The 12,714-nt window shown below is 71.0% G+C and carries 14 protein-coding genes and 1 riboswitch; of the genes, 6 read left to right on the top strand and 8 right to left on the bottom strand.

Translation table 11 applies throughout. From position 1 onward, the window contains the following. Position 1: 1 nt before the first annotated feature. Positions 2 to 84: riboswitch (ZMP/ZTP riboswitch) on the bottom strand. 64 nt (positions 85 to 148) lie between these two features. The 4 genes from ABD331_RS01310 to ABD331_RS01295 are packed head-to-tail and all read right to left on the bottom strand — an operon-like array spanning position 149 to position 3,766. After that, the gene (locus ABD331_RS01310; protein ID WP_344470268.1) at positions 149 to 1,543 is read right to left on the bottom strand and encodes a serine/threonine-protein kinase; all 1,395 of its coding nucleotides are present in this window, start codon (positions 1,541 to 1,543) and stop codon (positions 149 to 151) included. A gap of 39 nt (positions 1,544 to 1,582) precedes the next feature. Beyond that, positions 1,583 to 2,515 carry a YihY/virulence factor BrkB family protein gene (locus ABD331_RS01305; protein WP_344470266.1) on the bottom strand — a complete coding sequence of 311 codons (933 nt, stop codon included), beginning with the start codon at positions 2,513 to 2,515 and terminating at the stop codon, positions 1,583 to 1,585. A gap of 39 nt (positions 2,516 to 2,554) precedes the next feature. Further along, positions 2,555 to 2,947, bottom strand: coding sequence for a YccF domain-containing protein (locus ABD331_RS01300; protein ID WP_344470264.1), 393 nt, complete (start codon positions 2,945 to 2,947; stop codon positions 2,555 to 2,557). A 33-nt stretch (positions 2,948 to 2,980) separates the two neighbouring features. Next, entirely contained in the window at positions 2,981 to 3,766 is a 786-nt protein-coding gene (locus ABD331_RS01295; RefSeq protein WP_344470736.1) for a TIGR03084 family metal-binding protein, read from the bottom strand. Positions 3,767 to 3,813: 47 nt separating this feature from the next. On the opposite strand from ABD331_RS01295, the gene ABD331_RS01290 reads away from it, so the two are divergent. From ABD331_RS01290 to ABD331_RS01275, 5 genes are all read left to right on the top strand, one after another. Next, entirely contained in the window at positions 3,814 to 3,948 is a 135-nt protein-coding gene (locus tag ABD331_RS01290) for a hypothetical protein (RefSeq protein ID WP_344470262.1), read from the top strand. Positions 3,949 to 4,028: 80 nt separating this feature from the next. Beyond that, positions 4,029 to 4,112, top strand: coding sequence for a putative leader peptide (locus tag ABD331_RS60865; RefSeq protein ID WP_311132608.1), 84 nt, complete (start codon positions 4,029 to 4,031; stop codon positions 4,110 to 4,112). 111 nt (positions 4,113 to 4,223) lie between these two features. After that, positions 4,224 to 5,912 (top strand): nitrite/sulfite reductase, encoded by a 1,689-nt coding sequence (locus ABD331_RS01285; RefSeq protein ID WP_344470261.1) that lies wholly within the window; start codon positions 4,224 to 4,226, stop codon positions 5,910 to 5,912. A gap of 136 nt (positions 5,913 to 6,048) precedes the next feature. After that, positions 6,049 to 6,777 carry a phosphoadenylyl-sulfate reductase gene (locus ABD331_RS01280; RefSeq protein WP_148434375.1) on the top strand — a complete coding sequence of 243 codons (729 nt, stop codon included), beginning with the start codon at positions 6,049 to 6,051 and terminating at the stop codon, positions 6,775 to 6,777. Continuing rightward, positions 6,759 to 7,535 carry a sirohydrochlorin chelatase gene (locus ABD331_RS01275; RefSeq protein ID WP_425565906.1) on the top strand — a complete coding sequence of 259 codons (777 nt, stop codon included), beginning with the start codon at positions 6,759 to 6,761 and terminating at the stop codon, positions 7,533 to 7,535. Before ABD331_RS01280 ends, ABD331_RS01275 begins: the two co-directional genes overlap by 19 nt. 229 nt (positions 7,536 to 7,764) lie before the next feature. Here the strand turns inward: ABD331_RS01275 and ABD331_RS01270 are convergent, their stop codons facing one another. Further along, positions 7,765 to 8,484 carry a DUF1707 SHOCT-like domain-containing protein gene (locus ABD331_RS01270; protein ID WP_344470260.1) on the bottom strand — a complete coding sequence of 240 codons (720 nt, stop codon included), beginning with the start codon at positions 8,482 to 8,484 and terminating at the stop codon, positions 7,765 to 7,767. 186 nt (positions 8,485 to 8,670) lie between these two features. Here ABD331_RS01270 and ABD331_RS01265 point away from each other — a divergent pair, with 186 nt between their 5' ends. Next, entirely contained in the window at positions 8,671 to 10,026 is a 1,356-nt protein-coding gene (locus tag ABD331_RS01265; RefSeq protein ID WP_344470259.1) for an ankyrin repeat domain-containing protein, read from the top strand. A gap of 352 nt (positions 10,027 to 10,378) precedes the next feature. Here ABD331_RS01265 and ABD331_RS01260 read toward each other — a convergent pair whose 3' ends face one another. The 3 genes from ABD331_RS01260 to ABD331_RS01250 all read right to left on the bottom strand — a co-directional run bounded on the left by ABD331_RS01260 (position 10,379) and on the right by ABD331_RS01250 (position 12,684). Beyond that, entirely contained in the window at positions 10,379 to 10,954 is a 576-nt protein-coding gene (locus ABD331_RS01260; protein WP_148434372.1) for an HD domain-containing protein, read from the bottom strand. Positions 10,955 to 11,138: 184 nt separating this feature from the next. After that, positions 11,139 to 11,579: a hypothetical protein gene (locus tag ABD331_RS01255; RefSeq protein WP_344470258.1), complete on the bottom strand. Its 441-nt coding sequence runs from the start codon at positions 11,577 to 11,579 to the stop codon at positions 11,139 to 11,141. 214 nt (positions 11,580 to 11,793) lie between these two features. Continuing rightward, complete coding sequence (locus ABD331_RS01250) at positions 11,794 to 12,684, bottom strand: maleylpyruvate isomerase family mycothiol-dependent enzyme (protein WP_344470257.1); 891 nt, start codon at positions 12,682 to 12,684, stop codon at positions 11,794 to 11,796. Positions 12,685 to 12,714 lie beyond the last annotated feature (30 nt).

Genomic DNA, 12,714 nt, shown 5'->3' with positions numbered 1-12,714 from the left:
GTGCGAAGACCCAGGCGCACGGCCTCCGCTCCTTTCGCTCCCTGGTGGTCGATCCCACCCAATGCGCCAGTCGCGTCTCAGACCTAGACCTTATCGGATGCGCCGGGGGTGAATTTTCCTCCTGATCAGCAGGTCTGCGCGGCCTGGTTCACGCCTCGGTGACGGCCACGTCCTGGACGGTGCCGAGCGGCCCGAGGTCGATGTCGACCTGTTCCGCGGTCTCGGGGAGCCCCTCGAAGACGGCCCAGAGCTGGAGCTGCTCGCCCTCGGCGAACGGGGCGTTGGCGATGCGGAAGCACTGGCAGACGCCGTCCTTGACGACGGGGTACAGCGGGTTGCCGACCCCGGGAGGGACGATGCTGACGCGCGAGACGGTCCCGTCGAAGACGTCGCCGCCGAACTTGCCGAACAGGGGCGCGTTCTCGGTGCCGACGTTCTTGACGGTCCACTGCAGGCGGACCTTGGTGCCCTGGCGTACCAGCGAGTCGATCTGGACGGTCAGCCGGCTGCCGAGGGCGTCGACCGTGCGGGCGGCGGCCGGGGTGCCCGGGCCTGCGCCGGACCGCTCCCAGGGGCGTACGGCGGCGAGGGTGACGCCCGCGCCGACGGCGGCGGCGAGGACGCCGACGACGACCGGCAGCCACGGCTTCCTGCGCGCGGCGGGCGGCGCGGAAGGGGGAGCGAGCCGGACGACGGGCGTCCAGGTCTCCGAGACGGCCTTGGTGGCGGCGGCCACCGGCACGCCCGTGCGGCCGAGTAGCTGGTCCACGAGCTGCTGGGCGGTGGGGCGGCGGGCCGGGTCCTTGTCCAGCGCCCGCTCCACCAGCGGCCTGAGCCGCTCGTCGAGCCCGTCGAGCACGGGCGCGTGGTTGATGACGCGGTAGACGACCTCGGCGACGCCGCCGGTGCCGAAGGGCGCCCTGCCGGTGCCCGCGAACGTGACCAGGGCGCCCCAGGAGAAGATGTCGCCCGCCGGGCTCACCTGCTCGCCCCTGGCCTGCTCAGGCGACATGTACGCGGGCGTCCCCATCATGGTCGCGATCGTGGCCACGGCGCCGGGGGTGTCGGCGAGCTGGGCGACGCCGAAGTCGATGACGCGCGGCCCGACGGGGCTGAGCAGCACGTTCGACGGCTTGAGGTCGCGGTGCACCACTCCGGCCTGGTGGATGGCGGCCAGCGCGGTGGCGACGCCGACGGCCAGCGCCTCCAGGTTGGAGCCGGTCAGCGGGGCGCGGGCGACCACGGACGACAGGTCGGGGCCCTCGACGAACTCGGTGACGAGGTAGGCGATCTCGCCGTCGGGGCCGTGGTGGTAGCCGGCGTCCAGCACGGGCGCGGTGCAGAACCTGGCGACCCTCCTGGCGGCCTCGGTCTCCTTGCCGAACCGGCGCCTGAACTCCTCGCGCCCGGCCAGGTCGGGCCGCATGGTCTTCAGCGCCACGCGCCGCCCCGCCGGATCCTCCGCGAGGTGGACGACGCCCATCCCGCCCTCGCCGAGCTTGTCGATGAGGGTGTACGGCCCGACCCGCTGCTGCACGTTCACCGCTGGGATTATTCCGGACGTGATCCGGCGGCGGAATGGCTATTTGGTACGGCTCACGCCCGGCCAGAGCCGATCGACCTCGGCGTTCAGGATGGCCCCGATGAGCACGGCCAGCGCGGTGATGTAGAGCCACAGCAGCAGCGCGATGGGCGCGGCCAGCGACCCGTACACCGAGACGGGCGAGAACCAGGCCGCCAGGACGGCGCGCAGCACGGCGGCGCAGACGATCCACAGGAACAGCGCCAGGATGGCGCCCGGCAGCTCGCGGTACCACTTCGTGCGGACCGGGACGCTCACGTGGTAGAGCACGGTGAGGAAGAGCACCGAGCCGATGATCACGACGGGCCAGTAGAGCAGGTCGATGAGGATGCCGTAGTCGGCGGGCAGCGCGTCCTTGATCAGGGTGGGGCCGACGACGAGGATCGGCATGACGATGATGCCGATGATCAGGCCGATGACGTACAGGCCGAACGACATCAGCCGGGTGCGGATGATGCCGCGCTCCTCGCCCAGCCCGTAGGCGACGGAGATGAGGTCCACGTACACGTACAGGGCCCTGGAGCCGGACCACAGCGACAGCAGGAAGCCCAGCGAGATGATCGACACCTTGCCGGCGTCGTCGCTGAGCACGTCGGTGAGGAGCGGGTTGATCACCTTGTTCACCGCGTCGTCGGTGAACAGCAGCCCCGCCTGCTCGATCACCCAGGCCTTCACCTGGGCGACGACGGTGGGGCCCAGCCAGGTGCCGAGCTTGCCCAGCACGCCGATCAGGCCCAGCACGAACGGGGGCAGCGACAGCAGCGCGAAGAAGGCCGCCTCGCCGGCCAGGCCGGTGACGCGGTAGGTAACGCCGGCGTTGGTCGCGGCACGCACGATCGCCCACGTGTTGGTGTCGAGCACCCAGCTCAGCCTGGCCCGGGCATGGGAGACGAGCCCGCGCTTGGGCCGGGGAGGCGCATCGGTGGACGTCATGGCACCCAACGGTATTTCGCAGTGACTCTTCGGGACAGCTTACGTCCCGGCACTGCCCTGGTCGTTGTCGACGATGCGCGCGCCCAGCGGAAGAAGGGAGACGGGGATGAGTTTGATGTTCGCCACGCCCATCGGGATGCCGATGATCGAGATGAACAGCGGGATCGAGGTGACGACGTGGCCGATGGCCAGCCAGATGCCGGCGACCACGAACCAGATGATGTTGCCCAGCAGGGAGAGGACGCCGGCGTCGGGGTCGCGGACCACGGTGCGGCCGAACGGCCACAGCGCGTACTTGGCGATTCTGAACGAGGCGATGCCGAACGGAATCGTGACGATGAGGACACAGCAGATGATCCCCGCCAGCGCGTAGCCCATCGCCAGCCAGATACCCGCGAACACCAGCCAGATGACGTTGAGGATTGTGCGCATGCTCACAGCATGTCACGGATCATGACGCGTGCGTCATCCGGAATGACCCTGATCGGCCCCTGAGCGCGGGCCTCTGCCCTTTCCGGGTGGCCCGGCGAAACACTGGGCGATCTCCATCCACTCACGGGCGGCGCCGCCCGTGATCTCCAGCCCGGTGTCCGACAGGTGGATGCGCTGGGTGACGGCCAGGCAGAAGTCGAGGGCGGTGCCGCGGACGAGCGAGGAGGCGTCCTGCGGGCCTGCCGTCCAGGAGGGGCCGTCCGGCATGCTCAGCTCCACCCGTACGGGCTCCTGCGGGACGGGCAGGCCGCGGACGGCGAAGCTGTACGGGCGGGCCCTGAAGCCCATCGTGGCCACGTGCCGCAGCCGCGCCGTCGGCTCCCTGACGACGCCGAGCGCGTCGGCCACGTCCTGGCCGTGCGCCCACGTCTCCATCAGCCGCGCGGTGACGAACGAGGCGGCCGACATGGCCGGGCCGAACCACGGCACCCGGTCGCGGGCGCCGAGCGTGGCGAAGGCCTCCAGGCTGCGGGCGCGGGACGTACGGAACCAGGCGTGCAGCTCGCCGGGGGTCATCCCACGTGACCGGGCCGCGATGTCGTCCACGGACGTGAAGCCGCTCACCCAGGCCTGGAAGCCGTCCGGATCGCCCGCCGCCCGCACGGCCGCGTCGTCGAACCAGGCCAGATGGCTCACCTGGTCGCGGATCGCCCATCCCTCGGCGGGTGTGGGCCGCTCCCAGTCGCCGTCGCCCAGCGGGTGGAGGAGGGCTTCGAAGGAGGCGGTCTCGGCACGCAGATCGCCGAGCAACTCGGCCATGAGGTCCACGCGCGCCAGCCTAACCGGAGCGGCGTTCTGGGAGAATAATGCGTAACGTGATCTGCGAGAGCTGCAAGGACAAACGTCACGAGGACTGCCGCGGCGGCTCGTGGTGCGACTGCCAGCACAAGGAGCAGGCGCTGCCCGAGGAGTCGGAGCTGGACTGGCCGCGTCAGGGCTGAAAGCCCAGGCAGAGGGGCCCACTATCCCACACTCTGGACCCGGTATTGGACATCTCGGACAGCCAGAGTACTCTCGAAACATGCCAGCGGACCCCATGCTCGTCGGTCGACGACACGTCGATCTTCAGCGTGTCCGCAGTGCCATCTGTTGCGACGCCCGCTAACCCCATCGATTTCTACCGCTGAGCGCGTCGCACTCCATCCTCTCCAGCCCTGCCCTTCGACGATGAAGGCAGGAGGAACGTTGCGCGCGCCCATGATCCGAAGGACGCGCAATGAGCACCCCTGCCAGCCGCACTCCTGCCAGCCGGCACCACAAGCGCCCGCGCGGCGAAGGCCAGTGGGCTCTCGGTTACCGTGAGCCGCTCAACAAGAACGAAGAGAACAAGAAGAACGACGACGGTCTCAACGTCCGCCAGCGCATCATCGATATCTACTCCAAGCGGGGCTTCGACTCGATCGACCCGGCCGACCTGCGTGGCCGCATGCGCTGGTACGGCCTCTACACCCAGCGCAAGCCGGGGATCGACGGTGGCAAGACGGCGGTGCTCGAGCCGGAGGAGCTCGACGACAGCTACTTCATGCTGCGGGTGCGCATCGACGGCGGCCAGCTCGACCTGGCCCAGCTCCGGGCGATCGCCGACATCTCCAACGACTACGCCCGCGGCACGGCCGACATCACCGACCGCCAGAACATCCAGCTCCACTGGGTGGAGATCGAGTCGGTGCCGGACATCTGGGAGCGGCTGGAGGCCGTCGGGCTGTCCACGACCGAGGCGTGCGGCGACACCCCGCGCGTGATCATGGGCTGCCCGCTGGCCGGGATCGACGTCGACGAGGTGATCGACGCCACCCCGCAGATCGCGGAGATCCACGAGCGGGTCGTCGGCAACCCGGCGTACTCGAACCTGCCGCGCAAGTTCAAGACGGCGATCAGCGGCTGCCCGGCGCACTGCACCGTGCACGAGATCAACGACGTGGCGCTCGTCGGCGTCGTCAACGAGCGGGGCGAGGCCGGCTACGACCTGTGGGTGGGCGGCGGCCTGTCGACCAACCCGATGCTGGGCAAGCGGCTGGGCGTCTTCGTCAGCCCCGACAAGGCGGCCGACGTGCACGAGGGCGTCATCGGGATCTTCCGCGACTACGGCTACCGGCGGCTGCGCCACCGGGCCCGCATCAAGTTCCTGGTCAACGACTGGGGGCCGGAGAAGTTCAGGCAGATTCTGGAGGACGAGTACCTCAAGGAGAAGCTGCCCGACGGGCCCGCCCCCGAGCTGCCGCGCAGCAACCGGCGCGACCACGTGGGCGTCTACCCGCAGAAGGACGGCAACTTCTACGTCGGCTTCGCGCCCAAGGTCGGCCGGGTCGACGGCGACAAGCTGCACCTGATCGCCGACATCGCCGAGCGGCACGGCTCCACCCGGGTCCGCACCACGGTCGAGCAGAAGATGGTCATCCTCGACGTCGCGCCCGACCAGGTCGACTCCATCGTGGCCGAGCTGGAGGCCAACGACCTCCAGGTCAAGCCGTCCACGTTCCGCCGCCAGACGATGGCCTGCACCGGCATCGAGTACTGCAAGCTGGCCATCGTCGAGACCAAGGCCACCGCGATGGACCTGATCGACGAGCTGGAGCGGCGGCTGCCCGACTTCGACGAGCCGCTGACCATCAACCTCAACGGCTGCCCCAACTCCTGCGCCCGCATCCAGGTCGCCGACATCGGCCTGAAGGGCCAGCTCGTCGTGGACGAGAACGGCGACCAGGTCGAAGGCTTCCAGATCCACCTCGGTGGCTCGCTCGGCGTCAACGCCGGGTTCGGCAGGAAGGTGCGCGGGCTCAAGACCACCGCCAAGGCGCTGCCCGACTACGTGGCGCGCGTCGTGTCCAACTACGACAGCCAGAAGAAGGAAGGCGAGTCGTTCGCCGACTGGGTCCAGCGAGCAGACGAGGCCGACCTGAAATGACCACACGAGCCGTTCCCTTCCACTGCCCGTACTGCGGTGAGGAAGACCTGGAGCCCTACGAAGGCGATGGCGGCTGGTACTGCCGCGCCTGCGCTCGTGCCTTCAAGCTGAAGTTCCTTGGAATCGGAGTGAAGATATGACGCTGGTCGACATCGAGGTCGGGTTGAGACAGCAGCGCGACGCGCTCGACCTTCAGGACATCGTCGAGTCCGCCGCCAAGTTCCTGGACGACGCCCCCGCCCGGGAGATCATCCGGTGGGCGGCCGCGACGTTCGGCGACCGGCTGTGCCTGACCTCCTCCATGAGCGACGCGCTGCTCATCGACCTCGTCAGCCGGGTCAAACCCGGCGTGGACGTGTTGTTCATCGACACCGGCTACCACTTCGCCGAGACCATCGGCACGCGGGACGCCGTGCGGCAGGTCTATGACGTCAACGTGATCGACATCAAGCCCTCGCGGACGGTCGCCGAGCAGGACCGCGACCTCGGGCCGCGCCTGTTCGGCCGCAACCCGGACCTGTGCTGCTACCTGCGCAAGGTGGAGCCGCTGAACCGGGCGCTGGAGCCGTACCTGGCGTGGATCTCCGGCATCCGCCGCGACGAGTCGTCCAGCAGGACCGGCACCAAGGTCGTCGAGTGGGACGCCAAGCGGCAGATGGTGAAGGTCAACCCGATCGCGTCCTGGACGCAGGAGGACGTCGACAACTACATCGCCGACAACGGGGTGCTCATCAACCCGTTGCACTACGACAACTACCCCTCGATCGGCTGCGCGCCGTGCACGCGGCAGGTCGCCGAGGGTGAGGATCCGCGCAGCGGACGCTGGGCGGGCCTGGGGAAGGTCGAATGCGGCATTCACCTGTGATCCCCAGCGGGGGAACCGTCCCGTTGGCAGGCGGGACGACCCCCGGCCGCGTGCCACTGGTGGCGGTGGCGCACGGGTCTCGCGACCCGCGAGCCGCCGCCACCGTGGCCGCGTTGCTCCACCAGGTGCCGCTGGACGTCCGGGTGGCCTACCTGGACCACTGCGCCCCGACCCTCGGCCAGGCCCTCACCGGCCTGCGGGAGGCCGTGGTGCTGCCGCTGCTGCTCACCGAGGCCTACCACAGCCGGGTGGACCTGCCGGCGGCGCTGAACGAGGTGCGTGCGCGCGAGCCCCGGCTGCGCGTCCGCTACGGGCACACGCTGGGCCCGCACCCGCTGCTGCTGACCGCGCTGGAGCGGCGGCTCGGCGAGGCGGGCGTACCGGCTGGTGACCCTGACACGGCGGTGGTGCTCGCGTCGGCGGGGTCCAGCGACGCGCGGGCCAACGCGGTCATCGCGCGGATGGCGCGGGCGTGGCGGCGGTCCGGCTGGTGGACCGTCACCCCGGCGTACGCCTCCGCCGCCTCCCCCACCCCGGCCGAGGCGGTCGCCTCGCTCCTGCGGGCGGGGGCGCCCCGGGTGGTCGTGGCGCCTTACCTGCTGGCTCCGGGGTTCTTCGCCGACAAGGTGCGGACAGACGCGCTGGCGGCTGGGGCTACGGCCGTCTCCGATGTACTGGGGGCGGCGCCTGAGCTGGTGGACGTGGTGCTGGAACGTTACGAGGCGGCTCAGCGCGTGCCTGTCCCCGTGGCGGGCTGAGTCCTCTTCAGGCGCGCGTGTGTGTGAGGTGGCGCGGGTCCTTTTGGACGCGCGCGTGTGAGGTGGCGCGGGTCCTTATGGACGCGCGCGTGTGAGGTGGTGCGGGTCCTTATGGACGCGCGCGTGTGAGGTGGTGCGGGGTCTTTCGGACGCGCGTGTGCTTTCTGACACGCGCGCGTGCGTGAGGGGTGCTTTCAGGCGCGATGGACGGCGTGCGGGCCGGAGGCTGTCAGTAGCCGCGGCCCAGCCCGTGGTCGTCGCGGAGCTGGCGGCGCAGCTCGCGGTTCTGGGACCGGATCTGACGCCCGATCTCGCGCCAGTCGTCGCCGTGCAGCCGCCGCCAGTGCTCGCGCCACGCCGCGAAGCCGCGCTGGAGCGGCTGCGCCTGCGAGTCGCCGATCACCTTGACGTCGCCCATCACGGCGTACGCCTGCACGCGCACCACGGGCACGCTCATCCCGGGCGGCGCCTGCATGACGTTCACCTTCTTGTCGCCCATGATCGCCATGCCGTCGAGGTCCACGTACACCCCGTCAGGGACGATGATCTTCACGTCGCCCATGACGGAGACGGCCAGGATCTCCACCCGGTCCGTGCGCACCTCCGCCTCGCGCAGGTCGAGCACGACGTCCCCCATCACGGCGACGGCACCCAGCTCCTGGTCGATGCGCCAGGTGCCGCGGCGCTTGGAGTCGCCCATGACGCCGACGAACCACCGCCGCTTCTTGCCCGGCGGCGCCGCGGCGGGCATCGGGGCGGCCACGCCTGCCCCGGGCAGGTCCTGGGTGAGCATGGCCAGCTCGGAATGGGTGGTCGCGGTGTACGCGGCCTCCGTGCGGTCGGTCAGCTCGGCGAGCGTCAGCCGGCCCTCGACCGAGGCGACACGGAGCTGTTCGACGACGGCCTCACGCTCGGCGTCCGACGCGCGGACCTCCCCAGGATCAGTCATACTCGCAACATATCGCGTTTGGGGCCGAATTCAGCTCCTCCTTACGGAGGAATCGTGTCATCCATCGAAGCATGCACGTTCGGGATGGCTTTTGAACCGGTCCACGGGCGGGGCGCGTACCACGCCATGACACGGGGCCCCGGCCTTGGTCCGGGGCGCGGCCGGACCAGGCTAGGGTCCCTTGTCATGCATGCAGAACAGCTCTACCGCGCGGCGTTGATCGGCGACATCGAGACCGTGGGCAAGCTGCTCGCCGGCGGCCTCGACCCCAACACGCCCAGCGAGGGCCCCGACGACGGCGGGCTGGCCCTGTGCGCGGCGGCCTCACGCGACCGCACCGAGGTCGTCACGGCACTGCTGGCCGCCGGCGCCGACGTGAACGCCAGGGAGGACGCCGGCTGGACGGCGCTGCTGTGGGCCGCCGCCAACGGCCACGCCGACGCCGCCAGGCTGCTCGTCGAGGCGGGCGCCGACGTGAACGCCACCAACGACGTCGGCGACACCCCCCTCACCCTCGCCTCCAGCCGCGGCGCCCCCGGCGTCGTGCAGGTGCTGCTGGAGGCGAGCGCCGACCACGAGAAGTACGACGGCGACGGCGACACCCCCCTCGAAGTCGCACTCGGCTGGGCGGGCGTGCACCTGGAGAGCGCGCTGCTCGACCAGATCGAGCAGGACGGCTGGGAGTACGTCGTCGCCCGCCAGTACGCCAAGGACGGCACCGAGCTGATCACGGTCGCCGGCCGCTCCCCCGACGGAGAGCAGAGCGAGCAGGTGCAGGCCCAGCGCGGCCACGCCGCCGTCGCCACCCTCCTGGAGGACGCGGCCGGCATCTACACGCCGGTGGAGCAACTCGTGGCCAGGGCGCTCGCGCACCGCGACGTCGACGAGGACGCCGAGACCTGGTGGATCGTCGCCGACTCGCTCGGCAAGCGGGCCGACGACGAGACGTACGAGGCGCTGGCCCGGCTGTGCGTGAGCGAGGACGCCAGGGAGCGGGAGTTCGGCGTGGACGCGATCGCCCAGTTCGGGTTCTCCGACGGCGAGAAGCCGTACCTGGAGCGCACCCTGCCGGTGCTGCAGAAGATGGTCACCACCGAAGGCAACCCGCAGGTGCTGCGCTCGGTGCTGGCCGCGCTCGGCCACCAGGGCGACCCCAGGGCGCTGCCGTACGTGCTGGACGTGCTCGGGCGTCCCGGGCACAAGCGCACCATGACGGACGCGATCGCGCTGTCCGACGTGCTGCCGCCGGACCACGAGGAGGGGCTGGCTCTGCTCATCTCCATGACCGAGGACGAGGACTCCGAGATCCGCGACTGGGCCACCTCCGGGCTCGCCGGGCTCGCCGCCGACACACCCGTGATCAGGGAGGCGCTGGCGGCCCGGCTGTCCGACTCCGACCTGCGTACCGTCGCGGAGGCCACCCGAGGGCTGGCGGATCGCGGGGATCCGCGGGCGGCGCAGGGGGTGGAGCGGGTGCTGGCGGAGAGCGACGACGAGTACGCCAGGGAACTCGTCACCCGGCCCGCCGCCACCGACGCCTGAACGCCCACACCCGGCTGAGGTCCGGCTCGGGGCGGGGAGGCAGGCGCGCCGGGCGCCGGCTGCGGGCTGCGGGCCAGGCGTTTGCGGGCGCGCGGGCGGCGGCAAGCGGGCGGCGAGCGCGCGCTGGGGCTGGTTCAGAGCCTGGGGGCCGAGGCCAGGCGCGCCGCGCTTCCGGGCACGAGCTGGGCAGGCTCGGGCAGGGCGCGCGGGCACGCTGGGGCTTGGCCTGAAGCCGGGCGGGCGCGCTGAGGCGAGGCGCCCTGTGGGCCGGGCGGGCGCACTGGGGGCCAGGCGCCCTGCGGGCCGGGCGGGCGTGCTGGGGCCAGGCGCCCTGCGGGCCGGGTGGGTGGGGTTAGTCGCCGTTGAGTACGCGGGTCACCCAGTCGAGGGTTCCCGTGCTCAGGGCCTCCTCGGCCAGGCGCTTGCCCGTCTGGGTGGTGATGGCGGCCAGGGAGCTGTCGATCCATCCCTGGACGTTGCGATGCCCCTGCTCCCGATACTCGACCGCCTGGATGAGGCACTCCAGTTTGTCGGCGTCGCGGGCGCAGACCGCTTCGAGGGTGACCTTCTCCTCGTACTCCGCCACGGCGTCACTCACGACGGTGGCCACCTCCGCGGGCAGGCCGCGGACCTGGTCGGCGGTGACGTCCTCGTTGGAGGTGGCCTTGAGGTAGCGCTTGCCGATGTACGGGATGTCGGTGACGCGCGTCTCCTGCGTGTCGTGGAAGAGGCTCATGAACGCCGCCCGTTCCGGGTTGCCGCCTTCCATGCCGGCGATGACGGCCGCGATGACCGCCGCGCGGAAGGAATGGTCGGCGATGCTCTCCGGATCGCGTACGCCCGCGACCAGCCAGCCGGTTCGCTTGTAGCGCTTGAGCAGCCCGAACTCGTACAGAAACCCCGCGAGACCCGTCACGTCGTCCGCCACGAGGACCCCCTTCTCGTCTTGCGCAGAGTCTGATTCTTGCCCCGAATTCACAAGGCGAATGCCGTGACCGGCCGGGCGGTCACGGCACTCGCCGAAATTCGGTGATCGTCGCCGGGCGCGCCAGGACGTCGTTGGACGCCGGGAGGCGCCGCTGGACGTCATGCGTGCGCGCCCCGATCCCGGGTCAGCCCTCGTCGCCGAAGGGGGACCAGTGCTGGAAGTCCCACTTGTGCGGGTCCTCCCGGTGGTCGTCCTTGATCGACTCGTGGTCGTCCTTGATCGGCGGCTCGTGGTCGTCCTTGACAGGCGGCGGCTCCACGGGCGGTGCGGGGGCGGGTTCGGCGTGGTCGTGGTGGTGCCGGTCGCCCGAGTGATAGTCGTGCTCGTAGTAGTGGTCGTGGTGACGGTGGTGGCGGTGCCCGTGGCAGCGCCAGCCGCCGCACCAGCGCCGGCCCCAGCCGTTGCCGCACCACCGGTCGCCGCAGCCGAGCACCGGCTTCTCACCGGCGGCGTACCCGACGCCGGCGGGGGCGGTGGCGTGCCCGGCACTGGCGGGGGCGGCGGCGGTGGCGCCGGCGACCCCCTGGCCCGCCGGGAGGAGCGTGGCGCCGGCCAGTGCCAGCACGGCGATACGCCGACGGCTCCGGCGCTTATGTGGATTATTGGGATTCACATGCATTTTTCCGTCCTGGGTAGTTTGACCCGGAATCCGGAGCCCTTTTTCTCAAGGCGCCCGGACATGGTCAGACGTACCCCTGCACAGAATCCCCTTTACCTCGGCTGATCCAAACAACCCGTCAAATTCCAGGGCGTTCGGCGAATTGCTCCCTTATGTGGGATTAAGGGCCGGAAAGGGCGGGGGCGGCGGCCAGGACGTCCTTGGCGAGGGCGAGGTCGCCCGCCAGGTCCGCGGTGAAGGTGGCGGGGTCGCCCCTTCCGCCGAGCAGGAAGCAGAACTGCTTCACGTCCGTCGTGATGTACGCGTCCGGCTCACCAGGACCGGCGTCCTCCACGCCCAGCGCGACGCGCCACTCTCCGCCGCCCGCGCCGGTCAGCGTGAGGCCCAGGGTGCGGCCCGCGCCGTCGATGCCGCTGAAGAGCATCGTCCAGGGCAGCAGGCGGGCGCACAGGTCGGCGGTGGGGTGGATGTGGTCGGCGATCGGGTCGGGCAGGCGGATCTCGGCGATCTCCGCCGCGTCGGAGGTGTGGATCCACGTCTCCAGGCACCTGGCCAGGATGTGGTCGTTGAGCGGCGCGTCGAGGCCGTCCAGGGTGGCCGGGGTCGTGGCGGGCAGGTCGGCCAGGTGGCGGCAGAGGGCGTCCGCCTGCGCGCGCCAGTCCCTGCGGGTCTGCTCGGGGCTGCGCGCCCGCTCGTACGCCTGGACGTCGTTCGTCCGGGACCGCGAGTCGGCGGCGCCGATCGGCGGGCCCAGCACGGGAGCGCCGACGGAGGCGGCCAGCAGGCCGTCCTTGGCGGCCAGGTGGGCGACGAGTTCCTGGAGCGTCCAGCCCTCGACGATGATCCGCGACCAGTCGTCGTCCACCGCCGAGGCCAGCAGCGCGTCCATCGCGGCCACGCGGCCTGCGTACGGCTCCGCCCAGGCGGCGGTGGGTGCCGCCGGCCGGCGCCGGGCCCGGGCCCCGGCGAGGAGCTGGGGCCGCAGCGAGCCGGCCGGCACCTCGGGGTCCTCCATCAGCGCGTCGAGATAAAGACGCTCGACGGGGTCCATCACACCTCTTCCTCAGTATGCGGCTCCACC

The sequence above is a fragment of the Nonomuraea monospora genome (assembly GCF_039531895.1).
Classification (GTDB): Bacteria; Actinomycetota; Actinomycetes; order Streptosporangiales; family Streptosporangiaceae; genus Nonomuraea; species Nonomuraea monospora.
This window is presented reverse-complemented; position numbering and strand designations above follow the sequence as displayed.

What these genes read in the sequence shown, in the direction of transcription:
- ABD331_RS01295 (WP_344470736.1), bottom strand. Translation starts at nt 3,766, where the DNA reads ATGGCCGAGTTGCTCGGCGATCTGCGTGCCGAGACCGCCTCCTTCGAA.
- ABD331_RS01280 (WP_148434375.1), top strand. Translation starts at nt 6,049, where the DNA reads ATGACGCTGGTCGACATCGAGGTCGGGTTGAGACAGCAGCGCGACGCG.
- ABD331_RS01275 (WP_425565906.1), top strand. Translation starts at nt 6,759, where the DNA reads ATGCGGCATTCACCTGTGATCCCCAGCGGGGGAACCGTCCCGTTGGCA.
- ABD331_RS01300 (WP_344470264.1), bottom strand. Translation starts at nt 2,947, where the DNA reads ATGCGCACAATCCTCAACGTCATCTGGCTGGTGTTCGCGGGTATCTGG.
- ABD331_RS01265 (WP_344470259.1), top strand. Translation starts at nt 8,671, where the DNA reads ATGCATGCAGAACAGCTCTACCGCGCGGCGTTGATCGGCGACATCGAG.
- ABD331_RS01285 (WP_344470261.1), top strand. Translation starts at nt 4,224, where the DNA reads ATGAGCACCCCTGCCAGCCGCACTCCTGCCAGCCGGCACCACAAGCGC.
- ABD331_RS60865 (WP_311132608.1), top strand. Translation starts at nt 4,029, where the DNA reads ATGCCAGCGGACCCCATGCTCGTCGGTCGACGACACGTCGATCTTCAG.
- ABD331_RS01290 (WP_344470262.1), top strand. Translation starts at nt 3,814, where the DNA reads ATGCGTAACGTGATCTGCGAGAGCTGCAAGGACAAACGTCACGAGGAC.
- ABD331_RS01270 (WP_344470260.1), bottom strand. Translation starts at nt 8,484, where the DNA reads ATGACTGATCCTGGGGAGGTCCGCGCGTCGGACGCCGAGCGTGAGGCC.
- ABD331_RS01305 (WP_344470266.1), bottom strand. Translation starts at nt 2,515, where the DNA reads ATGACGTCCACCGATGCGCCTCCCCGGCCCAAGCGCGGGCTCGTCTCC.
- ABD331_RS01250 (WP_344470257.1), bottom strand. Translation starts at nt 12,684, where the DNA reads ATGGACCCCGTCGAGCGTCTTTATCTCGACGCGCTGATGGAGGACCCC.